Raw genomic sequence first — 22099 nt, 5'->3', positions numbered from 1 at the left:
CAGAGGCTGCTACGCTTTGCGCCGCAACTTCACCCGGGCGATGCGGATGTTCCCTCAATGATGTACCTGCTGTGGTCCCTGCCGGCGCTGACCGTGATCGCCGCGATCGCGAGCGGGCGCGTCAATACCACCGTTGCGGCGGCGCTGGGCCTGTTGGGGGCCCTGCCCATCGCGCTGTTTGCGGCGCCTGCCCCTTTTGCGCCTTCGCAACTGGCCGTTGCGCTGGAACGCGGGCTCTGGATCGGATGGATCATCACCCCCTACATCCTGGGCGGCCTGCTGTTCTGGCAGATGGCGGCGCAGGGGCACGCCTCGGCTAACGACGCCACGTCGCGCGGCGCACCGGACGCGGGGCGCCCCGATGCGCTGGCGAAGCGCCGGCTACTGTTCTTTGCCTGTTTTCTGATCGGCCCTTTCGCCGAATCGGCAACGGGTTTCGGCGTGGGCATGCTGGGCACCGTGATGCTGATCCGTCCGCTCGGCCTCAGAGCCCGGGAGGTCATGGTGTTTGCGCTGCTCAGCCAGACGCTGATTCCGTGGGGCGCGATGGGCAGCGGCACGCTGCTGGCCTCGGCCTATGCGCGCGTGCCGCCCACGCAACTTGCGCTTTACAGCATGGTGCCCGTCGCGCTACTGATGGGAGTGTGGCTGGCGCTGTACTGGCGCACCGCCACGCGCGCGGGGTTGTCTGCGCCGTCCGCCGAGCGGGTCCGCGAGGCCGGCTGGATGGCCGCGAGCCTGGCCTTGCTGGCCGCTGCGACGGCGCTATTGGGGCCGGAAACGGCACTGCTCGCCGCGTACGGACCGCTGATCGTGCTGCGCTTCCTGGCGGACCGCCGGCCCGGCCGCAGCGAGGCGCTGCGGGCAGCGCGCCGCGCGTTGCCCTACATCGCCCTTATCGCCTGGCTGGTCGCCACGCGGCTCGTGCCTGGCCTGAATCGCGGTCTTTCAGACCTTGCGGCTATGCGCCCGTATGCGGACCTGCCGCCGTGGATGCCGTTTCTGCACGCCGGAAGCTGGCTGATCGCCGGTGCGCTGGTGCTGGCCGCCTGGCAGCGGCATCCGGGCGCCGTGCGGACACAGGCGCGCGCCGCCTGGATGACCGGACGGCACGCCGTCATGTCCGTATTCCTGTTTGCCATGATGGCCGAGGTGCTGGCTGGCGCGGGCATATCGCGGGCCTACGCCGACGGCCTCTTTGCGAGCCTGCGCGACTGGACTATCCTGATCACGCCGCTGCTGGCAGGCGCGTTCGGCATCCTGGCCAACAGCGGCAACGCGCCAAACAGCCTGTTCATGCCATCCCAGCTATCATTAGCGCTTCAGGCTGGCCTAAGCGTGCCCGCAGCTGCCGCGCTGCTGCACGTTTCGGGCACGTCGATGGGGATTTTTTCGCCTGTTCGGATGTCGATTGCGGCCGGTTTGGCGCATGGCCGGGGGCAGGAACGCGGCGTGTATGTTCTACTACTGCCGTTTGCCCTGGCCGCGTTTGGCATCCTGCTGTCGCTGGCGCTGCTCGTGGTCGTCTCCGGGTAGCGGATTTCACGGCGCAGGGACACGCTCGCCGCCTCAACCTTTTTTTTGTGTAGCACATGGGACTAGAACAATTAGCCGCGATCCGGGAATTGCTTATCAAGCAGTCGCCTGACAAGGCAGGCTCGAAAAACGAATCGCGTCCGCAAGGCACCGACAAGCCGCGCCGCCCGCAGGGCGCCGCCAAGGGTCCGCGTCCGCAGACCGGCGACAAGGCCAAGCGCGCGCAAGGCGGTGACAAGGGCCAGCGTGCGCCGCGTCCCGAAAAGCGCGAGTCGCCGGTCGATCCCGTGGTCGTCGCCATTTCGCGCCTGCAACGGCACTTTCCCAAGGCGTTTCCCAAGAACCCGGCGCCCAAGGTTCCGCTCAAGCTGGGCGTGCTGGCGGACCTGGTGCAGCACGCCGAGCAATTGCAGCTCGACGAGGCGCAGATCAAGGAAGCCGTCAAGACGTGGTGCGATGGCCGCCGCTACTGGGCCAGCATGGTCGAGGACGCGCCGCGCGTGGACCTGAACGGCGAACCCGCCGGCGCCGTGACGGCCAACGAAGCGCGCCACGCCAAGCGCATGGCATCGCGCAACGCGTCCCGCAACGCCGCGCGCGCCCGCGCCGAGAAAAAGGCCCAGGCGTCCGCCGAACAAACGCCGGCGCCCGCCGATGACGCCGGTGACGCCGCGCCTGCCGACGTGAAGCCTGACAACGTGCAATCCGCCGACGCGACTTCTATGGACACGAAGGCCGCAGATACGAAGGCCGCCGGCGCGACGCCCGCGGACGTCGCGTCCTCCGACGTCACGCCCCAAGCTTCCGAATAAGCCCGCCAAGCGCGATACAGGCCTGCGGCAGGCCGGGAGATCCATTCCCGGCCTGCCGCAGGCCTGTTTGCATCTGGCTAAAGGCTGCTAGGCCGCCGCTTCCAGCGCGGCGAGCGCCTGCTTGATGTATCCCATGCCCTGGTCCGAATAGGTCAGCGTCATGGCCTGTTGATGCCCCGCGCCATCCATCTTCAGCAGCGACTTGCGCAGGATCTCGACGATCTTGTCTTCGTGAGCGGGATAAAACGACTCGTACTGGTATTGCAAAAACACCAGGCACAGCGCGTTCTCCATCACCTGCACGTCCGGGTCCTGCTTGATTCCCTGCTTCATCAGGATCGCCGCCACGCGGTCGCAGTCCTCTTGCGGATAGCCGGCTTCCTGCATGATCTGTTGCGCGATTGCCGCGTGATGCCTGGCCAACGCCTTGCGCCACGTCAGGTAACCGATGCGGCCTTCAGGATAGCTGGCGCGCGCGATTTCCCAACGGCCGATGTGCTGGCACCGGGACGCCAGGACCAGCGGCTCGGACGCGTCAGGCGCCAGCTTCATCACCCATTCGTGCAGCTTCTGCGCAAGAAACAGCTCCTGTGGACAGGATTGGCCTTCCCACGTGAACACATTGGGATCGGCGGCGTTGTACTCGTCGAAGCGGCGCAGGGTCTGCTGCAGGCGGTCGTTCATGGGATGTCGTTGTCAGGAAGCCCGGCGTGCGTTGGCCAAGGCGAAGTGGATCAGGTGAAGCCATCATACCTGCGGCGTGTGGCCTTTTCGGATCTATCGAGGCAATGCCGGCGCGGGCGTCAGCGGGCCCACGGGGGCTTGGCCAGGCCGCGGCGGCATGGGCGGCAGCCATGACCGCGTGGGAGGTTTAAGCCCCGGTTGATTCTGAGGCCGCACCGGCGTTTCCGTCGCGGGAGGATAGCGAGAGCCCGGGCATGACGTGCCCAGGCAGTCCCGGTTGAGTTTGCCCGGGTCCACGATGCGCGGGCAGTCGGTGCCCAGACACGTGTCTGGTATGGTGCGCGCCGATGCGGGCGGCTTTGGCGCCGTGGGCAGCGGATCGCGCGCGATCGCAGGCGGGCTTGCCAAGGCGGACAGCGCCGTCAGCGACCCCAAGGCCGCCGCGGCGAACAGGGATTTCATCGTTAGGCTCCACGGGAATCGGTCCAGGCCGAAGCCCGGACACGATCCCAGTGTGCCCCCGATCGCCCGCCCCTAGCAAGACGCGGACCGGGCCGATCAGTCCAGGCGGATGTCGGTGCTGGCGACGACCTTGGCCCAGCGGGCGCGTTCGCTGCCGAAGAACTGCGCAAGTTCCGCGGGGCTCTTGGTGACGATCTCGGCACCCTGCTCGTTCAACTGCGCCGTGACGTCCGGCTGGGTGACGATCTGCGCCATCAGCGTCTGCAGTTGTGCTGCCACCGGGTCGGTCATGTTGGACGGGGCCATCACGCCCTGCCACGTGCCCGACTCGAAGCCCTTCACGCCCTGCTCGGAAATGGTCGGAATGTCCGGCACCAGCTTCATGCGCTCGCTCTTGGAAATCGCGATCGCGCGCAGCTTGCCGGACTTGATGTGCGGCAGCGTGGCCAGAAGCCCGTTCATGATGATCTGCGTCTGGCCGCCGATGGTGTCGGTGACCGCCTGCGAACCGCCCTTGTACGGCACGTATTCCCACTGCGCGCCGGTCGCCTGCTGAACCGCGACAGCCGCCAGGTGCGGCGCGCTGCCGATTGCGGTGACGGCAAAGTTGATGCGCTCTTTCTTGGACAGCTCGACCAGATCCTGCACGGTGTTGGCCTTTACGTCGGGATGCACGGCCAGCACGTGCGGCGAATACGCCAGCATGCCCACCGCGCGCAGGTCCTTGGACGGATCAAAGGTCAGCTTGGTGTAGACGGACGGGCTGATCGCCAGCGCACCGACGTCGCACAGGAGCACCGTATGGCCTTCCTGCGCCGACTGCACCACCAGACCGGCGCCCAGGTTGCCGTTGGCGCCGGGCTTGTTCTCGACAACCACGGTCTGCTTGAGCACTTCGGCCAGCCGGGGCGCCAGGATGCGCGCGATGATGTCCGATGAGCCGCCGGGCGGGTAAGGCACCACGATGCGCACGGGGCGCGTCGGCCATTGCGCCGATTGGGCCCACGCCGGCACCAGCGGCGTCAGGCAAAGCGCCGCGGCGCTGCCCAGGAACTGTCTTTTGCTCGGGTTCATGCTGTCTCCACACTGATTGGTATGTGTGTTGAAGTGTCCCGCGGCCAGGTGAGGCCGCGGTGGGGATATGCCTATGCCGCGCCGCGGGTCTCCACGTACAGGGCATAGAGCGAATGGCTGCTCGCCATGAAAAGGCGGTTGCGCTTGGCGCCGCCAAAACACAGGTTGGCGCACCGCTCGGGCAGCCGGATGTGCCCAATGGGTTTGCCGGCGGGGTTAAAGACCATCACGCCGTCCAGCTCCTCCGGCTTGGCGTCGGCCGAGCCGTTGCTGCCCCAGCCGCACCACAGGTTGCCGGCCTCGTCGCACTTGATGCCGTCGATGGCGCCGGGGCCCTGCGCATCGACGTGCAGGCGCTTGTTCGTCAGCGCGCCGTCCGCGCCCACATCGAAGGCCCAGATCACGCGGTTGGGCTGGTGGCGGGACTCGACGATGTAGAGCACCTTTTCGTCGGGCGAGAAGCACAGGCCATTGGGTCCGGCCAGATCCGCCAGCGCCAGCGTCACGCGGCCATTGGCCGGATCGATGCGATAGACCGAATGCGGGAGCTCAGGCGTGGCCTTGTCGCCCTCCCAGTGGCCGCCGATCCCAAACGGCGGATCCGTGAACCAGATGGCGCCATTGCGCTGGCACACGATGTCGTTCGGCGAATTGAACGGCTTGCCATCGAAGCGGTCGGCCAGCACCGTGATGCTGCCGTCGTACTCCGTGCGCGTGACGCGGCGCGTCAGATGCTCGCAGGTCAGCAGGCGGCCCTGGCGGTCGCGGGCAAGCCCGTTGCTGAAATTGGACGGGTGGCGGAACACGCTGATCTGGCCCGTGGTCTCGTCCCAGCGCAGGATGCGGTTATTGGGAATGTCCGAAACCAGCAGATAACGCCCATCCCCAAACCACACCGGCCCTTCCAGCCAGCGGAACCCGGTTGCAAGCTGCTCCACGCTGCTGCTGTAGATGCGGTACTTGGAGAATTCCGGGTCCAGGATCCGGACCGAGGGATCCGGATAGCGCTGCTGCGGGGTGAAACTGAATGACTGTGCGTGCACGAGGCTGGCGGGCCCCAGTGCGAGCGCGGCGCCCAGCAGCCGGCGCCGGCCGGCCTGGACTTGCGGGTCAATTTCCATCGGCTGTCTCCTCTCGGTGGTTTTTTTTTGCGATGGCGCTACGGACGGGACTGAACCGCGATCAGGTCACGGGGCCCGGATTGAACAGCGCCAGGGCGTTGTGCAGCTTGAGTTTTTCCGCACAGGTCTGCTTCTTGCCGCTGGCGACGTCCAGCATCATCTGAAAGAGCTGCCAGCCCACTTCCTCGATCGAGGCCTGGCCGGTGGCGATCACGCCGGCATCCACGTCCATCAGGTCGTGCCAGCGCCGCGCCAACGCGGAGCGCGTGGCGACCTTGATGACCGGCACCTGCGCCAGCCCATAAGGCGTGCCGCGGCCGGTGGTGAAGATGTGAAGGTTCATGCCCGCGGCCAGTTGCAGCGTGCCGCAGATGAAGTCGCTGGCCGGCGTGGCCGCAAAGATCAGGCCCTTGCGTGTCAGGCGGTCGCCGGGCGACAGCACGCCGTGGATGGGCGAGGAACCGGACTTGACGATCGACCCCATCGCCTTTTCGACGATGTTGGACAGACCGCCCTTCTTGTTGCCCGGACTGGTGTTGGCGCTGCGGTCGGCCATGCCGCGCTGCAGGTACGCGTCATACCAGGCCATCTCCCGGATCAGCGCGTCGGCGACTTCGGGCGTTTCGGCGCGGGCGGTGAGCTGGTCGATGCCATCGCGCACTTCGGTGTTCTCGGAGAACATCACGGTGCCGCCGGCGCGCACCAGCAGGTCGGTCGCAAAGCCCACGGCCGGGTTGGCGGTCACGCCGGAGAACGCGTCGCTGCCGCCGCACTGCACACCCACTGTCAGGTCGGATACCGGGCAGGTTTCGCGCTGGCGGGCGTTGAGCTTTTGCAGGTGGCGCTCGGCCGTGCGCATGATGAGCTGGATCATCGAATCGAAGCCGATGTTCTCTTCGTCCTGCAGCACGATCGTCTCCACGCCGTTGCCGCCCATCCCGTCGCCGGCGCGGATCGGAATGGCGGTAGGCGCCAAGAGGCGTTCAGGCTGCAGCTTTTCACAGCCCAGGCTGACCACCATGGACGTGCCCCCGAAATTCGGGTTGCGGGCGATGTTGTGCAGCGTGCGGATGGGAATTGCGGCGCCAGGCGCGTCGATGGCCACGCCGCAGCCGTAGGTGTGCTCGATGCCCACCACGTCGTCCACGTTCGGGTACAGCGGCAGCAGTTCCCGGCGGATACGCGCGACCGCATGTTCGACCACGCCCTGCACGCACTGCACCGTGGTGCTGATGGCCAGGATGTTGCGCGTGCCCACGGTGCCGTCCGCGTTGCGGTAGCCCTGGAACGTATAGCCCTCCAGCGGCGGCAGCGGCGTCACGCGCGTGGACACCGGCAGGTCTTCCAGCGTGCGCGCGGTCGGCATCGTCGTGACGCGCTCGTTGATCCAGCTGCCGCGCGGCAAGGACTTGGCGGCGTAGCCCACCACCACGTTGTAGCGTCTGACCTCATCGCCTTCCGCCAGATCGGTCAGGGCCACCTTGTGGCCTTGCGGCACGGCGTCCACCAACTGAAGCCCGTCGGGCAGAACGGTTCCGGCCGGCAAGCCGCCGTCGTTGGCCACGATGGCGACGTTGTCGTCGGGATGAATCTTGATGAGAACGGGCGTCTGCTCGACTGCAACCTGCATGCTGAATCCTTTTGCCTAATGGGTGCCCCGCTGCGGGCACCGTACGTTATCGTACAACCAAGAGAATATCGCTGAAAGGCATCGGAAAGGAATTTCGGGTTTCCCCTTGTAAATGCAGCATCAGCTGGGTGGACACCTTGAATCCGGCAAAATCATGTTGTACGATGACTCACCTTTTACCACCGCATCCCGTTCGCAAGCACCCTCTCCGCCTGCGACGGCCATTTTGGGATGAGCGCAACATGACGACTCCGCAGGAACTCAAGGCCATTGTTTCGGAAGGATTGCTTTCCTTCCCCGTGACCGACTTCGACCAGAACGGCGATTTCAACGCCAAGAGCTACGCGGCTCGTCTGGAATGGCTGGCCCCCTACGGCGCCACCGCCCTGTTCGCGGCCGGCGGCACCGGTGAGTTCTTCTCGCTGGCCCCCGAGGAATACTCGGACGTCATCCGCACCGCCGTGCAAACCTGCAAGGGCAAGGTGCCCATCCTGGCCGGCGCCGGCGGCCCCACCCGCACTGCCATCGCCTACGCCCAGGAAGCCGAGCGCCAAGGCGCCAAGGGCGTGCTGCTGCTGCCCCACTACCTGACCGAAGCCTCGCAGGACGGCATCGCCGCCCACGTCGAACAGGTCTGCAAGTCGGTCAACATCGGCGTCATCGTCTACAACCGCGCCCAATCGCGCCTGTCGGCCGACAGCCTGGCCCGCCTGGCGGACCGCTGCCCCAACCTGGTCGGCTTCAAGGACGGCATCGGCGACATCGAGTCCATGGTCCGCATCCGCCGCAAGATGGGCGACCGCTTCTCGTACCTGGGCGGCCTGCCCACCGCCGAAGTCTACGCCGCCGCCTACCGCGCGCTGGGCGTGCCGGTCTACTCGTCGGCCGTCTTCAACTTCGTGCCCAAGATGGCCATGGAGTTCTACAACGCCATCGCCGCCGGCGACAGCGACACCACCAGCCGTCTGCTGGACGATTTCTTCCTGCCGTACCTGGAAATCCGCAACCGCAAGGCCGGCTACGCCGTCAGCATCGTCAAGGCCGGCGCCAAGCTCGTGGGCCACGACGCGGGCCCCGTGCGCGCGCCGCTGACCGACCTGACCGGCGAAGAGATGGAAATGCTCGCCGCCCTGATCAAGAAGTCCGGCGCCGAATAATCGGTCTGCACCGACGCCTTCTGTCTGCCCCCGGTCCGGGGGCATTTTTTTCCCCGGACCCGTCGGGCGCGAAACCGCCCATCCCCTGGATCGGCGCCTATGAATTTTTGGAGATAACCATGAACCTGACCGGCCAGATGTTGATCGGCTCGACCGCCGTCCTGGGCGCGGGCGCTGCCCAGCACGCCATCAACCCCGCCACCGGCGAACGCCTGGACCCCGCCTACCCCGCCGGCTCCGCCGACGACGTGTCCCGCGCGGCCGAATTGGCCCGCGCCGCGTTCGATCCGTATCGCGCGCTGCCGCTGGAGACGCGCGCCCAATTCCTCGAAAGCATTGCCGAAGGCATCCTGGCGCTGGGCGACGCGCTGATCGAGCGCGCGCACCTGGAAACCGGCCTGCCCGTCGCCCGCCTGCAGGGCGAGCGCGGCCGCACCGTCGGCCAGCTTCGCCTGTTCGCCCGCGTGGTGCGCGACGGCTACTTCCTGGACGCGACCATCGATCCGGCCCAGCCCGAACGCCAGCCTCTGCCGCGCGCCGACCTGCGCCTGGCCAACGTTCCGCTCGGCCCGGTGGCCGTGTTCGGCGCCAGCAACTTCCCGCTGGCCTTCTCGGTGGCGGGCGGCGACACCGCCTCGGCACTGGCTGCCGGTTGCCCGGTGATCGTCAAGGCGCATAACGCGCACCCCGGCACGTCCGAACTGGTCGGCCGCGCCATCCAGCAGGCAGTGGCCAAGCACGGCTTGCCCGAAGGCACCTTCTCGCTGCTGTTCGGCGCCGGCAATGAAATCGGCACCGCGCTGGCGACGCATCCGGCCATCACGGCCATCGGCTTCACCGGCTCGCGCCGTGGCGGCCTGGCGCTCGTGGCCGCCGCCAACGCCCGCCCCGTGCCGATTCCCGTCTACGCCGAAATGTCCAGCATCAACCCGGTGTTCCTGCTGCCGGCCGCGCTGGAAGCCCGTGCGGAGACCATCGCCAAGGGCTTCGTGGATTCGCTGTCGATGGGCGTGGGCCAGTTCTGCACCAACCCGGGTCTGGTGATCGGCATCGAAGGCCCGGCACTGGATCGTTTCCGCCAGGCCGCCGCCGAAGCCGTGAAAGCCAAGGGCGCCGCCACCATGCTGACGCCGGGCATCTTCTCGGCCTACGAGCAAGGCGCGGACGCGCTGGCGCGCCACGCCAGCGTGTCGACCGTCGGCCGCGGCGAGCCGTCCAACCCGGCGTGCAACGCCGCGGGCGCCGTGGTGTTTGGCGCCAGCGCGGACCAGTTCCTGGCCTCGCACGAACTGGAAGCCGAAGTGTTCGGCCCCGCCTCGCTGGTGGTCGCGTGCAAGGACGCAGCGCAGGTCCGCGCCGTGGCCGAGCATCTTGAAGGCCAACTTACCGCGACGCTGTTCGTGGACGACGCCGACGTGGACGCCGCCCGCGCGCTGCTGCCCGTGCTGGAGCGCAAGGCCGGCCGCATCCTGGCCAACGGCTACCCGACCGGCGTGGAAGTCAGCCACGCCATGGTTCACGGCGGCCCGTTCCCGGCCACCTCGAACCCGGCCTCGACCTCGGTGGGCGCCACTGCCATCCGCCGCTTTCTGCGTCCGGTCTGCTATCAGGATCTGCCCGACGCCCTGCTGCCCGACGGCATCAAGCGCGCCAACCCGCTGGGCCTGACGCGCATGGTCGACGGCAAGCTGGCCAACGCCTGATCGCGTGACGCCGTAACGCTGGGCCGGACCGCAAGGTCCGGCTGACAGCACCGGCCCGAGGGGGACGTCCGGCTTTCGGACGCCCCCTCGGGCCTTTCGCCATTCCCTTCCGCTTCGGCACTACGCCGCCTTGCGCAGCCAGTCCAGCAGCGCCGCTTGCGGACTGCCCGGCGGCAGCGGCTGCGGGGCAAACAGGCAATAGCGCGATCCATCCTCGACGAACCCCATGGGCGCGGCCAGCACGCCGCTTTCCAGATCGTCGCGCACCAGCCGCCACGGGCCGATGGCCACGCCCAGGCCCGCGACCGCCGCCTGCAGGCTGAAATAGAAATGATCGAATGTCTGGCCGGGTGCATCTGACGCCGGTTTACCGGCCGCGGCCGCCCATTCGCGCCATGCGTCTGGCCGCGTGCGCGTGTGCAGCAGCGGCGCGCCAGACTTCAACGAGCCGCCGGCTGTGCTGTCGTCGAACCAGTCCGCCAGCTTGCCGGGATGGCACACCGGGCCGACCTTTTCCGCAAACAGGGGCTCGACGTGATGGCTGTCCGGCCAGGTAAAGTCGTCGCGGCGGATAGCCAGGTCGATGCCGCTTGCAAATGAAAACGGCCCGCCGCCCGCGACCAGGTGCACTTCCATGTCCGGATGCCGGGCCTGGAAATCGGGCCAGCGCGGGATCAGCCAGCGCATCAGCAAGGTCGGCTCGCATGACAGCACCCAACGACGCCCGCTGCGGGCGCGGGCGCGCAAGTCGCCCACCGCCTGCCGCATCAAGTCCAGGCCGCTGCCCACTGCGCCGGACAGGGTGCGCCCGGCGTCCGTCAGGAACACGCGGCGGCTACGCCGCTCGAACAGCGCCACGCCCATGTCGTCCTCCAGCAACCGCACCGCCCGGCTGACCGCGCCATGCGTCAGATGCAGCTCCTCGGCCGCGCGGCTGAAGTTTTCGTGGCGCGCCGCGGCCTCAAAGCATCGCAGCGCCAGCAGCGACGGCAGGCGCGCGTCTAAGGATGGTGATTCCAGCTCACCATTGCTGTCAGAAACCATCGTTATACGTCCTTGATTCCCGTTGCTAGGATGCTCGCCATTGATATTTCGCGACAGGATACGCCATGACCGAACTGATAGCTGTCATCACAATCACGGTGCTTGCCGTCATCAGTCCGGGACCGGACTTTGCGATGGTCACCCGCAACAGCCTGATGCTGTCCCGGCGCGCCGGCGTGCTGACGGCGCTGGGCATCGGCATGGGCGTGCTGGTGCACGTCGGCTACACGCTGGTCGGCGTGGGGCTGCTGATCCAGCAATCGCTGGGGTTGTTCAACGCCATCAAACTGGCGGGTGCGGCCTATCTGGTGTATCTGGGCATGAAAATGCTGCGCACGCGGCCGGGCAGCGGCAACAGTAGCCGTCCAGCGGCGGCAATGTCGGACCTGGCGGCGCTGCGCACGGGCTTTCTGACCAACGCGCTGAATCCCAAGACCACGGTTTTCATCGTGAGTCTCTTCATGCAAGTCGTGCGGCCCGATACGCCGCTGGCGGTGCAGGTTGGCTATGGCGCCTTTATTTCGCTGGCGCACGTGACGTGGTTTTGCCTGGTGGCGATGTGCTTTTCGTCGGACGGCGTGCGCCAACGGCTGCTGGCCGTGCGCCTTTGGATAGACCGGATCTTTGGCGGGCTGCTGGTCGCGTTTGGCGTGCTGCTGGCGGCGGCCAGCGGGTCTCGGTAAGTGCTGAGCGCAAAGGTGTCTGACACCCGGTGGAGATCGCCTGCGGCTTGCGGCAGACGTTCAACGGGTGTCAGACACCGAGCAAAGAGATGATGCCGCGCGATCACTGCGGCTTGAGTTTTCCGTCGGCGATGATCTTTGCCCACTTTGCCTGCTCGGCCGTCTGGAACGCGGTGAACTCGGCGGGCGTGTTCGGCGTGTAGGCCAGGCCCAGTCCTTGCATCTTGGCAGCCACTTCCGGCTTGGCCACGATCTCGGCGATGGTCTTGTTCAGCTTGTCGACCACGGCGGGCGGCGTGTTGGCCGGGGCGTAGATGGCCTGCCAGCTGCTCACGTCGAAGCCCGGCACCCCGGCTTCCTGCATGGTGGGCACATCGGGCAGCACGGCGGTGCGCTTGGCCGACGTCACGGCCAGCGCGCGCACCTTGCCGCTTTGCACGTAAGGCAGCGCGACCAGGGCGGTTTCAAACGAGCTGGGGATCTGGCCGCCGATCAGGTCCGAAATGGCCGGCGCGCTGCCGCGGTACGGCACGTGCGTCAGGTGCGCGCCCGTCAACTGCTTGAACACTTCGCCCGACAGATGCTGCGACGTGCCCTGCCCGGCCGAGCCGAACGCGATCGTGTCGGGATTGGCCTTGGCGGCGGCAACCACGTCCTGCACGGACTTATACGGCTGGTTGGCGCCCACCAGCAGCACATTGGAAATGCTACCAAGCAGAATGACCGGCGAGAAATCCTTGGCGGCGTTGTAGTTGATGCTGGGCAGCAGCGACGGGTTGATTGCATGCGTGGCGATCGTGCCCAACAGCAGCGTGTAGCCGTCCGGCTTTGCCCGCGCCACGGCGTCGGCGCCCAGCACGCCGCCGGCGCCACCCTTGTTTTCAACGACGACGGTCTGCTTGAGCGTCGTGCCCAGTTCCTGCGCGATCAGGCGGCCCAGGATGTCGGACGTGCCCCCGGCTGCAAACGGAACGACCAGCGTGATGGCCTTGGCGGACGGCCAGTCATCGGCGGCGTGGACGGGTGCGGCAAACGCGGTGGCGACGGCCAGGACGGCCGACAGGCGGCTCAACAGGGGAAATGCCTTCAAACTTGTCTCCTAGAGATATGGAATTGTCGTCGTTCTTGTACGTTGTCGTACGACAATGAATCGCGAGGATAGCGTGGCGGCTTTTTGCGATCAATCTAGGGGAATTCCTATATCCAGTGTGAACGGCAGACTTGTTGTACGACAACATCTTCTCCACGAAGCCGTTGTAGTACGACCTTGTATGTTGTACGATGACATACATCGCGGGTTCGATAACGCCGCGGCCACGGCATCACCGCCTTTTCATACCCCTTTCTCTTATTTGGAAGACAGCCATGACGACTCCCCAGGAACTCAAAGCCATTGTTTCGGAAGGATTGCTTTCCTTCCCCGTGACCGACTTCGACCAGAACGGCGATTTCAACGCCAAGAGCTATGCGGCTCGTCTGGAATGGCTGGCCCCCTACGGCGCCACCGCCCTGTTCGCGGCCGGCGGCACCGGTGAGTTCTTCTCGCTGGCCCCCGAGGAATACTCGGACGTCATCCGCACCGCCGTGCAAACCTGCAAGGGCAAGGTCCCCATCCTGGCCGGTGCCGGCGGCCCCACCCGCACTGCCATCGCCTACGCCCAGGAGGCCGAGCGCCAAGGCGCCAAGGGCGTGCTGCTGCTGCCGCACTACCTGACCGAAGCCTCGCAGGACGGCATCGCCGCCCACGTCGAACAGGTCTGCAAGTCGGTCAACATCGGCGTCATCGTCTACAACCGCGCCCAATCGCGCCTGTCGGCCGACAGCCTGGCCCGCCTGGCGGACCGCTGCCCCAACCTGGTCGGCTTCAAGGACGGCATCGGCGACATCGAGTCCATGGTCCGCATCCGCCGCAAGATGGGCGACCGCTTCTCGTACCTGGGCGGCCTGCCCACCGCCGAAGTCTACGCCGCCGCCTACCGCGCGCTGGGCGTGCCGGTCTACTCGTCGGCCGTCTTCAACTTCGTGCCCAAGATGGCCATGGAGTTCTACAACGCCATTGCCGCCGGCGACAGCGACACCACCAACCGCCTGCTCGACGATTTCTTCCTGCCTTACCTGGAAATCCGTAACCGCAAGGCCGGCTACGCCGTCAGCATCGTCAAGGCCGGCGCAAAGCTGGTGGGCCACGACGCGGGCCCCGTGCGCGCGCCGCTGACCGACCTGACCGGCGAAGAAATGGAAATGCTCGCAGCCCTGATCAAGAAGTCCGGCGCCGAGTAAGCCCATGCTTGCCTGATTGCCCGAACGCCCTCCCATGGAGGGCGTTTTGCTTATTGATGCAAAGAAAAGTTGGCGGAATCCGCCCCGTATGTTGTCATATGGCCCTCTCGCTTCCTGCGGCCGCGACCTTTGCGCGTGGCCAATCCCGACGGGCCGGACACCCGCGAGGCATTCCAGGAACGCGTAAACTTGCGGCTGCGCAAAGGCTGCCACGCCTTGCCCGCAGCGATTTCCCATAAGAGAGACAATGCAAACTCCCGCCCGGCCTCCCCGCTCGCGCCTGACCGATTTCGTCATCGAGGAACTGACCAAGCGCCTTGATGCGCGCCAGTACCGCGCCGGCGACAAGCTGCCTTCAGAACACGCGCTGTGCGACGAGTTCGAAGTCAGCCGCACCGTCATTCGTGAAGCCGTGGCCTCCATGCGCCTGAGCGGGCGCCTGGTCAGCAAACCCGGCATCGGCGTCTTCGTCACCGAAGACCGTGAAAAACCCATCGATTTCGTCGTCGAACCCGCGACGGATCCGCGCTGGGCGCTGCACATCATGGAATTGCGCGCGGGCCTCGAAGTGGAAGCCTGTGGCCTGGCGGCCGAGCGCCGCAGCGCCTCGGACCTGAGCAGCATCGTCGAAGCCTTCGATGCCTTCAACCGCGCCACGCGCGACATGGAAGCGGCCGTGAAGGCCGACTACGAATTCCATCTGTCGATCGCCCGCGCGTCGAACAACCCGCACTTTCCGGCGCTGCTGAAGGCTGCGGTGCGCGACGTGATGCTGGATCTGAACATCAAGCACGGCGGCAAGACGCCCGAAGAACTTGAAACGTACGAAACGCGCAACGTGCGCGAGCACGAAGCCATCCTGACCGCCATCATGCGCCGCGATCCCGGCGCCGCGCGGGCCGCCATGGCCCGCCATCTGGGCGACAGCATTGCGCGCTATCGCAAGCTGCTGTCGCATCCGCCGGCGGCGTAAGCCTCACTTTTACCCCTGCCCGTAATGACAATTACGGGAATCCCCTTACTTGTTTACTTGTATGACGGCTGCCATCATACGTCTTATTGCATAAGGTAATACGACGTTGGCCTCGTTACCGCCGGCGTCTTCCGCGACTGTAAGACCTGCCGTACCAGTGCCGCCGATGAGCCCGATTCCTACCCTCCGCAGTACGTATCTCCCTTACGCCACGCGCATCCACCGGCGCACCGCCTGACCGGCCCCGTCGGCCACTCCTCCTCCTTATTGCCTTACCCCGTCCGAATGCGCGACGCGTCCTCCCCGGCCTGCCGGGGCGGCCCCCGCACGCTTGGCCGTTTCCGTCCCTTCCGCTTTTCCTAACTTTTTTCGATCTCCAGGAGAAATCTCCATGCGCAAGTTTCTGAGCTCCGCCATTGCGGCGACCCTGCTGTGCGTTGCTTCCGGCGCGCAAGCCGGCGTGACCTTTGACGCCGTCAAGAAAAAGGGCTTCCTGCAGTGCGGCTTTGCCGGCATCCCCGGATTCTCGGTGCTCGACAGCAAGGGCGAATGGACTGGACTGGACGTAGATATGTGCCGTGCGGTCGCCGCCGCCATGTTCGGCGACGCCTCCAAGGTGAAGGGCAATGTGCTGACCGCCCAGGCGAAGTTCACGGCGCTGCAGTCCGGCGAGATCGACATGCTGTCGCGCAACACCACGCAGACGCTGACCCGCGACACCACGCTGGGCCTGATCGGCGTGGGCGTGAATTTCTATGACGCCCAGGGCCTGATCGTGAAGAAGGCAATGAACGTCAAGAGCGTGAAGGAACTGGACGGCGCCACCATCTGCGTGCAGCCCGGCACCACCACCGAACTGAACCTGGCCGACTACTTCCGCAGCCGCGGCCTGACCTTCAAGCCGGTGCTGGTCGAGAACTACGACGAAAACTTCCGTCTGCTGGAATCGGGCCGCTGCGATGCCTACACCAACGACAAGTCCAACACCGCCGCCAACATGCGCACGCGCCTGGCCAACCCCGACGACTGGGAAATCCTGACCGAGAACCTGTCCAAGGAACCGCTGGGCCCCATGGTCCGCCAGGGCGACGAGCAGTGGTTCAACGTCGTGCGCTGGTCGCTGAACGCGATGCTGGAAGCCGAGGAATACGGCATCACGTCCAAGAACGTCGATGAAATGTTGAAAAGCACCAATCCCAACGTCCAACGCATCCTGGGCGTGACGCCCGGCATGGGCAAGAACCTGGGCCTGGACGACAAGTGGGCCTACAACATCATCAAACAGGTCGGCAACTACGGCGAAAGCTATGACCGTGCGATGGGCAAGGAAAGCCCGCTCAAGCTGGACCGCGGCCTGAACAAGCTGTGGACGCAAGGCGGCCTGATGTACGGCTGGCCGGTGCGCTAACCCTCGGCCCACACGGCTCCGCCCTACGCGGGGCCGTCTTTCATTTCCCCGGCGCGCGGGCCCGCCCCGCGCCAGATCACTCTTTACACAGCATCACCATGAACAGCATCGTCAACGCCCGACTCAAACAGATCAAACCCTCGCCCAGCATGGCCGCCAAGATCGTCGTGGACGAACTCCGCCGCCAGGGCCGCGAGATCGCCGACTTCACGCTGGGCGAGCCCGACATGCCCACGCCCGCGCACATCGCGCGCGCCGGCCAGGACGCCATCGCGGGCGGCGACATCCGCTACACCAGCCCGAACGGCACCGTGGGCCTGCGCACCGCCATCGCGAACAGCCTCGAACAGACCCTGGGCGTGCGCTATGGCATGGACCAGATCACCGTGGGCGCGGGCGCCAAGCAGATCATCGCGGCCGCGCTGACGGCCAGCCTGGAACCGGGCGACGAAGTCATCGTCTGCGCGCCGTACTGGGTGTCCTACCCGGACATGGTGTTGCTGGGCGAAGGCAAGCCGGTCGTGGTGACCGGCCCCGAATCGCAAGGCTTCAAGCTGGACGCGGCCACGCTGGAAGCGGCCATCACGCCGCGCACGCGCTGGCTGATCCTGAATTCGCCCAGCAACCCCAGCGGCGCCGTCTACAGCGCGGACGAACTGCGCGCGCTGACCGACGTGCTGGTGCGCCATCCCCACGTCTGGATCCTGAGCGACGAGATCTACGCGCCCTTCACCTACAGCGGCCAGGCGCACGCCTCGCCCGTGCAGGTCGAACCGCAACTCATCGGCCGCACGCTCATCGTGAACGGCATGTCCAAGTCCTACGCCATGACCGGCTGGCGCGTCGGCTACGGCGCCGGCCCGGCCGATCTGATCAAGGCCATGAGCACGGTCATGTCGCAAAGCACCTCGTGCCCCAGCGCGATTTCGCAGACAGCCGCGCAGGCAGCCCTGGAAGGCGACCAGTCCAGCGTCACGGAAATGGTCGAGATCTTCAAGAAGCGCCGGGACCTCATCGTGAGCCGCCTGAATGCCATCCCCGGCATCTCGTGCGCCATGCCGGACGGCGCGTTCTACGTGTACGCCAACGTGCAGGGCCTGATCGGCCGTCAAGGCCGCGATGGCGAGCTCAAGACCGACCTGGACGTCAGCCTGTTCTTCCTGCGCGAGGCCGGCGTGGCCGTGATCGACGGCGGTTCGTATGGGCTGTCGCCGTACGTGCGCTTCTCGTTCGCGACCTCCACCGAGGTCATCGAACAGGGCATGGACCGCCTTGCCGCCGCCGTCGGCGCATTGATGGCGGGCTGAACCGTGGCGCAGCACTCCGCTCAACACCCGGTGCGGCGCCCGCCCCGCCGGGTTTCCTGGAACGATCCGGCCACGCGGGCGGTCGTCTACCAGGCGCTGGCCCTCGCGCTGGTCGGGGCCGCCGTCTGGTTCCTGGTGCACAACACGCTGCACAACCTGTCGCTGCGCAACATTGCGACGGGTTTCGGCTTTCTGAATCGCGAGGCCGGTTTTGCCATCGGCGAAACCGTCATCGCCTACTCGCCCGCCGATACTTATGGGCGCGCCATCTTCGCCGGCATCCTGAACACGCTGCGCGTGGGGCTGCTGGCGCTGGTGGCCGCGACCATCCTGGGGGTGTTCATCGGCATCGGCCGGCTGTCCAAGAACTGGCTGGTCAACAAGATCACCTCGGTCTACGTCGAGGTGATGCGCAACGTGCCGCTCTTGCTGCAGCTCTTCTTCTGGTATGCGCTCATCACCGAGAACATGCCTGGGCCGCGCCAGGCGCACAACCCGCTGCCGGGCGTCTTCATCTCCAATCGCGGCCTGAAGGTGCCGGGCCTGGAAGGCGCCTCGCTGGACTGGGTGCTGGGCGGACTGGCCCTGGCCATCGTGGCGATCATCGCCGTTGGGCATTGGGCCACGAAGCGCCAGGAAGCGACCGGGCAGCCTTTCCGGCTGGGCCGCGTGGCCGTCGGTCTCTTGATCGCGTTTCCCGTCATCGGCTGGCTGGCCAGCGGCGCATCGCTGACGCTGGACATGCCGGCGCTCAAGGGCTTCAACTTTGTCGGCGGCCTGACGCTGACGCCGGAGTTCGTCGCCCTCTTCCTGGGCCTGACCGTCTATACGTCCGCCTTCATCGCCGAAGTCGTTCGTTCCGGCATCCAGGCCGTCAACAACGGCCAGTGGGAAGCCGCCGGATCGTTGGGCCTGCCGCGCCGGCTGGTGCTGCGCCTGGTGATCCTGCCGCAGGCGCTGCGCGTCATCATCCCCCCGATGACGAGCCAGTACCTGAACCTGTTGAAGAACAGTTCGCTGGCAGTGGCCATCGGCTATCCGGACATCGTGTCTGTCGTGAACACCACGCTGAACCAGACCGGTCAGGCCATCGAAGGCATCCTCATCATCATGGCCGCCTACCTCACGGTCAGCCTGTCGATCTCGATATTCATGAATTGGTACAACAAGCGCATCGCGCTGGTGGAGCGTTGAGATGAGCAGCACTACGCAAACCCTGGGCGCCGACCTCGCCCCGCCCGGCGCGCAAAGCGGCGCCTGGGCCTGGATGCGGTCGCGCCTGTTCTCCTCGCCGCTCAACATCCTGATCACTGTGCTGCTGGCATGGTGCCTCTTGATGGCGCTGCCGGCGCTGGTGGAATGGGCCTTCATCAAGGCCAGTTTTGACGCCACCAATGCGCAGGAATGCCGCGCGGCCGGCGGCGCGTGCTGGGCGTTCATCATCGAGAAGCACCGCCTCATCCTGTTCGGCACCTATCCGTTCGACGAGCAATGGCGGCCGCTGATCGCCACCGGCATCCTGATCGCGGTGATCGTGGCAAGCGGCATGCGCCGTTTCTGGAACGGCAAGCTGGCGCTCATCTGGACGCTGGGCCTGGCGGCGGTGGCCGTGCTGATGTGGGGTGGCGTGTTTGGCCTGACCTACGTTGAAAACGCCCGCTGGGGCGGCCTGCCGCTGACCCTGATCCTGGCCACCTTCGGCATCGCCTTCGCGTTTCCGATCGGGGTGCTGCTGGCCCTGGGCCGCCGGTCCAAAATGCCGGCGATCAAGGCGCTGTGCGTCGTGTACATCGAGCTGATCCGCGGCGTGCCGCTCATCAGCCTGCTGTTCATGTCGTCGGTCATGCTGCCGCTTTTTCTGCCGGAAGGCTTCACCATCGACAAGTTGTTGCGCGCGCAGATCGCGATCATCATGTTCGCCGCGGCCTACATCGCGGAAACGGTGCGCGGCGGCCTGCAGGCCATCCCGAAGGGCCAGTACGAAGGCGCGGATTCGCTGGGTCTGAACTACTGGCAGCAGATGCGCAAGATCATCCTGCCGCAGGCGCTCAAGATCGTGATCCCGCCGCTGGTGGGCATCTTCATCAGCCTGTTCAAGGACACGTCGCTGGTCGTCATCATTGGCATTTTCGACCTGACGCTGGCGGCCAAGGCGGCCCTGTCCGACGCGGCATGGCGAGGTTTCGGGGTGGAGGCCTATCTCTTCATCTCGCTCATCTACTTCGTCTTCTGCTATTCCATGTCCAAATACAGCCGCGCGCTCGAGCAGCGCCTGGCCACCGGGCACGCCCGGTAAACCCGAAGGAGAACAGGCATGTCCGATGCCATCATTCGTCTGCAGGACGTGAACAAGTGGTACGGCCAGTTCCACGTGCTGCGCAACATCAACCTGAACGTCGCCCAGGGCGAGCGCATCGTGGTGTGCGGCCCGTCGGGCTCGGGCAAGTCCACGATGATCCGCTGCATCAACCGGCTTGAAGAGCACCAGAAGGGCCAGATCATCGTCGACGGCACCGAGCTGACCAGCGATCTGAAGCACATCGAGACCATCCGCCGCGAGGTCGGCATGGTGTTCCAGCACTTCAACCTGTTCCCGCACCTGACCGTGCTGGAAAACCTGACGCTGGGGCCCATGTGGGTGCTCAAGCAGTCGCGCGCCCAGGCCGAGGCCACCGCCATGAAGTATCTGGAGCGCGTGCGCATCCCGGATCAGGCCGCCAAGTTCCCCGGCCAGCTCTCGGGCGGCCAGCAGCAGCGCGTGGCGATCGCGCGGTCGCTGTGCATGAACCCGAAAGTCATGCTGTTTGACGAGCCCACCTCGGCGCTGGACCCGGAAATGGTCAAGGAAGTGCTGGACGTGATGGTGACGCTGGCGCAGGAGAGCGGCATGACGATGATCTGCGTGACGCACGAAATGGGCTTTGCGCGCAAGGTTGCCAACCGCGTGATCTTCATGGACCGCGGCGAGATCATCGAAGAGAACAACCCCGACGACTTCTTTGATCATCCGCAGAGCGAGCGGACCAAGCTGTTCCTGAGTCAGATCCTGCACTGAGGCGACGGATAGTCGCCCCGCCAGATCCTCAAGCCGCCTTCATCAGGCGGCTTTTTCGTGGACGTGCGCCGGGCGCGGTCAGAAGCGGTGGCGCATGCCCACCGCATACTGGGACTGATGCCAGGACGGATCGTCCCAGGCGCCGCGCATGTAGCCGTAGATGGCGTACACGTTGGTGCGCTTGGACAGGTCGTAGACGTAGCCGGCCGAATAGACCTGTTGGGTATGCGTGGCGCCATCGCGCTCGAGCGCCCCGCCGCCCGGCAGGCTGCCCTGCCACGAGGCCATCACGGTGCTCGCGCCGTTGCGCCAGGCAGCGCCCGCCATCACGCCGTGCACCGTGCTGCCCGGGAAGTAGACCCGCTGACCGGGTGACTGTACCGCCGGGATGGTTGAGCCGTTGCGCATCACCGACCAGCCGGCATAAAGCGTGAACGCATCCACCGTGGCGCGGCCGGCCAGCGTGTAGGCGTAGGGCCGCCGGTCGTCGCCTGCCCGGGTCATGGCGGCCGATTGCGTCGTGCCGTCCGCCCAGCTTGCGCCTTCGTAGGTGGCGGCGATCGAATAGCCCGGCTGGTCGAACACCACGGCGGCGCTGTATAGCTTGTTGGTGGACGCGGTCTGGAACCCGCCCCCGCCGTCGTAGTCCAGGCTGGCATCGACGCCCGCGCGCAGCCCGCCGACAGAGGGGCTCCAGTAGGCCACCATGTTGTCTGCGCGATTGGCGTTGTACGGCAGCAGCGCGGTCTGCGCGCCGGTAATCAGGTAGGACGCCAGGAACGCATCGTAGTCGGCCAGCGTGGCTGACGACACCGACGTCTGCCGGCCAAGCCGAAGATCGCCAAAACCGCCCGACACGCCCATCCACGCCGCACGTCCGAACAGGCGCCTGCCCTGCGCCGAGTTGCCGTTGGTGGCGAGAAAGCCGCTTTCAAGCTGGAAGTTGGCCCGCAGGCCATTGCCCAGGTCTTCGCTGCCGCGCAGGCCCCAGCGCGATCCGGACTGCACGCCGGACTGCATGTTGATGGCCGTGCCGCGTTCCTGCGTGGAAAAGCCCGCGATGCTCAGATCCACCACACCATACAGCGTCACGGCGTTCTGCTGGGCGTGCGCAGCCCACGGCGCCATCAATACCGCGATGCCCGCAGCCCACTTGCGTACCGCCATCGC

General features: G+C 66.2%; 20 protein-coding genes. 12 read left to right on the top strand and 8 right to left on the bottom strand.

Translation table 11 applies throughout. The features are described from left to right. Positions 1-57 precede the first annotated feature (57 nt). A complete protein-coding gene (locus LN047_RS15125; RefSeq protein WP_373979451.1) occupies positions 58-1536 on the top strand; it encodes a hypothetical protein in 1479 nt (492 codons plus the stop codon). A 56-nt stretch (positions 1537-1592) separates the two neighbouring features. After that, positions 1593-2348: a ProQ/FinO family protein gene (locus LN047_RS15120; protein ID WP_373979450.1), complete on the top strand. Its 756-nt coding sequence runs from the start codon at positions 1593-1595 to the stop codon at positions 2346-2348. A gap of 87 nt (positions 2349-2435) precedes the next feature. Here the strand turns inward: LN047_RS15120 and LN047_RS15115 are convergent, their stop codons facing one another. The 5 genes from LN047_RS15115 to garD form a co-directional block, all read right to left on the bottom strand. Then, positions 2436-3032 carry a DUF4202 domain-containing protein gene (locus LN047_RS15115; protein ID WP_280002204.1) on the bottom strand — a complete coding sequence of 199 codons (597 nt, stop codon included), beginning with the start codon at positions 3030-3032 and terminating at the stop codon, positions 2436-2438. 93 nt (positions 3033-3125) lie between these two features. Beyond that, positions 3126-3494: a hypothetical protein gene (locus LN047_RS15110; protein ID WP_373979449.1), complete on the bottom strand. Its 369-nt coding sequence runs from the start codon at positions 3492-3494 to the stop codon at positions 3126-3128. 96 nt (positions 3495-3590) lie between these two features. Further along, positions 3591-4568 (bottom strand): tripartite tricarboxylate transporter substrate binding protein, encoded by a 978-nt coding sequence (locus LN047_RS15105; RefSeq protein WP_062839424.1) that lies wholly within the window; start codon positions 4566-4568, stop codon positions 3591-3593. 71 nt (positions 4569-4639) lie between these two features. After that, positions 4640-5689, bottom strand: coding sequence for an SMP-30/gluconolactonase/LRE family protein (locus LN047_RS15100; RefSeq protein ID WP_373979448.1), 1050 nt, complete (start codon positions 5687-5689; stop codon positions 4640-4642). A 61-nt stretch (positions 5690-5750) separates the two neighbouring features. Continuing rightward, positions 5751-7319 carry a galactarate dehydratase gene (gene garD, locus LN047_RS15095; protein ID WP_373979447.1) on the bottom strand — a complete coding sequence of 523 codons (1569 nt, stop codon included), beginning with the start codon at positions 7317-7319 and terminating at the stop codon, positions 5751-5753. Positions 7320-7561: 242 nt separating this feature from the next. Between garD and kdgD (LN047_RS15090) the strand changes: the two genes are divergently transcribed. Both kdgD (LN047_RS15090) and LN047_RS15085 read left to right on the top strand, forming a co-directional pair. Next, the gene (kdgD, locus tag LN047_RS15090) at positions 7562-8476 is read left to right on the top strand and encodes a 5-dehydro-4-deoxyglucarate dehydratase (RefSeq protein WP_373979446.1); all 915 of its coding nucleotides are present in this window, start codon (positions 7562-7564) and stop codon (positions 8474-8476) included. 119 nt (positions 8477-8595) lie between these two features. Next, on the top strand, positions 8596-10179 hold the full coding sequence (locus LN047_RS15085) for an aldehyde dehydrogenase (NADP(+)) (RefSeq protein WP_142055162.1): 1584 nt from the start codon (positions 8596-8598) through the stop codon (positions 10177-10179). Between the two features lie 120 nt (positions 10180-10299). Here LN047_RS15085 and LN047_RS15080 read toward each other — a convergent pair whose 3' ends face one another. Beyond that, complete coding sequence (locus tag LN047_RS15080) at positions 10300-11223, bottom strand: LysR family transcriptional regulator (RefSeq protein ID WP_373979445.1); 924 nt, start codon at positions 11221-11223, stop codon at positions 10300-10302. A gap of 65 nt (positions 11224-11288) precedes the next feature. On the opposite strand from LN047_RS15080, the gene LN047_RS15075 reads away from it, so the two are divergent. After that, positions 11289-11906: a LysE family translocator gene (locus LN047_RS15075; RefSeq protein WP_373979444.1), complete on the top strand. Its 618-nt coding sequence runs from the start codon at positions 11289-11291 to the stop codon at positions 11904-11906. Positions 11907-12009: 103 nt separating this feature from the next. Here the strand turns inward: LN047_RS15075 and LN047_RS15070 are convergent, their stop codons facing one another. Continuing rightward, a complete protein-coding gene (locus LN047_RS15070) occupies positions 12010-12996 on the bottom strand; it encodes a tripartite tricarboxylate transporter substrate binding protein (RefSeq protein ID WP_128829049.1) in 987 nt (328 codons plus the stop codon). Positions 12997-13271: 275 nt separating this feature from the next. Here LN047_RS15070 and kdgD (LN047_RS15065) point away from each other — a divergent pair, with 275 nt between their 5' ends. The 7 genes from kdgD (LN047_RS15065) to LN047_RS15035 all read left to right on the top strand — a co-directional run bounded on the left by kdgD (LN047_RS15065) (position 13272) and on the right by LN047_RS15035 (position 20929). Beyond that, the gene (gene kdgD / locus LN047_RS15065) at positions 13272-14186 is read left to right on the top strand and encodes a 5-dehydro-4-deoxyglucarate dehydratase (protein ID WP_062839421.1); all 915 of its coding nucleotides are present in this window, start codon (positions 13272-13274) and stop codon (positions 14184-14186) included. Between the two features lie 247 nt (positions 14187-14433). Continuing rightward, a complete protein-coding gene (locus LN047_RS15060) occupies positions 14434-15159 on the top strand; it encodes a FadR/GntR family transcriptional regulator (RefSeq protein ID WP_056318037.1) in 726 nt (241 codons plus the stop codon). A 391-nt stretch (positions 15160-15550) separates the two neighbouring features. After that, positions 15551-16567, top strand: coding sequence for an amino acid ABC transporter substrate-binding protein (locus LN047_RS15055; protein ID WP_056318040.1), 1017 nt, complete (start codon positions 15551-15553; stop codon positions 16565-16567). Between the two features lie 98 nt (positions 16568-16665). After that, positions 16666-17874, top strand: a complete 1209-nt coding sequence (locus tag LN047_RS15050) for an aminotransferase class I/II-fold pyridoxal phosphate-dependent enzyme (RefSeq protein WP_373979443.1) — start codon at positions 16666-16668, stop codon at positions 17872-17874. A 30-nt stretch (positions 17875-17904) separates the two neighbouring features. Further along, positions 17905-19068 carry an amino acid ABC transporter permease gene (locus tag LN047_RS15045; protein WP_280004083.1) on the top strand — a complete coding sequence of 388 codons (1164 nt, stop codon included), beginning with the start codon at positions 17905-17907 and terminating at the stop codon, positions 19066-19068. A 1-nt stretch (position 19069) separates the two neighbouring features. Then, positions 19070-20170, top strand: coding sequence for an amino acid ABC transporter permease (locus tag LN047_RS15040; protein ID WP_108005125.1), 1101 nt, complete (start codon positions 19070-19072; stop codon positions 20168-20170). Positions 20171-20188: 18 nt separating this feature from the next. After that, positions 20189-20929, top strand: coding sequence for an amino acid ABC transporter ATP-binding protein (locus LN047_RS15035; protein WP_056318048.1), 741 nt, complete (start codon positions 20189-20191; stop codon positions 20927-20929). A gap of 78 nt (positions 20930-21007) precedes the next feature. Here LN047_RS15035 and LN047_RS15030 read toward each other — a convergent pair whose 3' ends face one another. Beyond that, positions 21008-22096, bottom strand: a complete 1089-nt coding sequence (locus tag LN047_RS15030) for a porin (protein WP_373979442.1) — start codon at positions 22094-22096, stop codon at positions 21008-21010. Between the last annotated feature and the right edge of the window lie 3 nt (positions 22097-22099).

The sequence above is a fragment of the Achromobacter sp. JD417 genome (assembly GCF_041879325.1).
GTDB classification, from domain to species: domain Bacteria; phylum Pseudomonadota; class Gammaproteobacteria; order Burkholderiales; family Burkholderiaceae_B; genus Achromobacter; species Achromobacter mucicolens.
The sequence above is the reverse complement of the archived record's forward strand: the minus strand, read 5'-3'. Positions and strand labels throughout refer to the sequence as shown.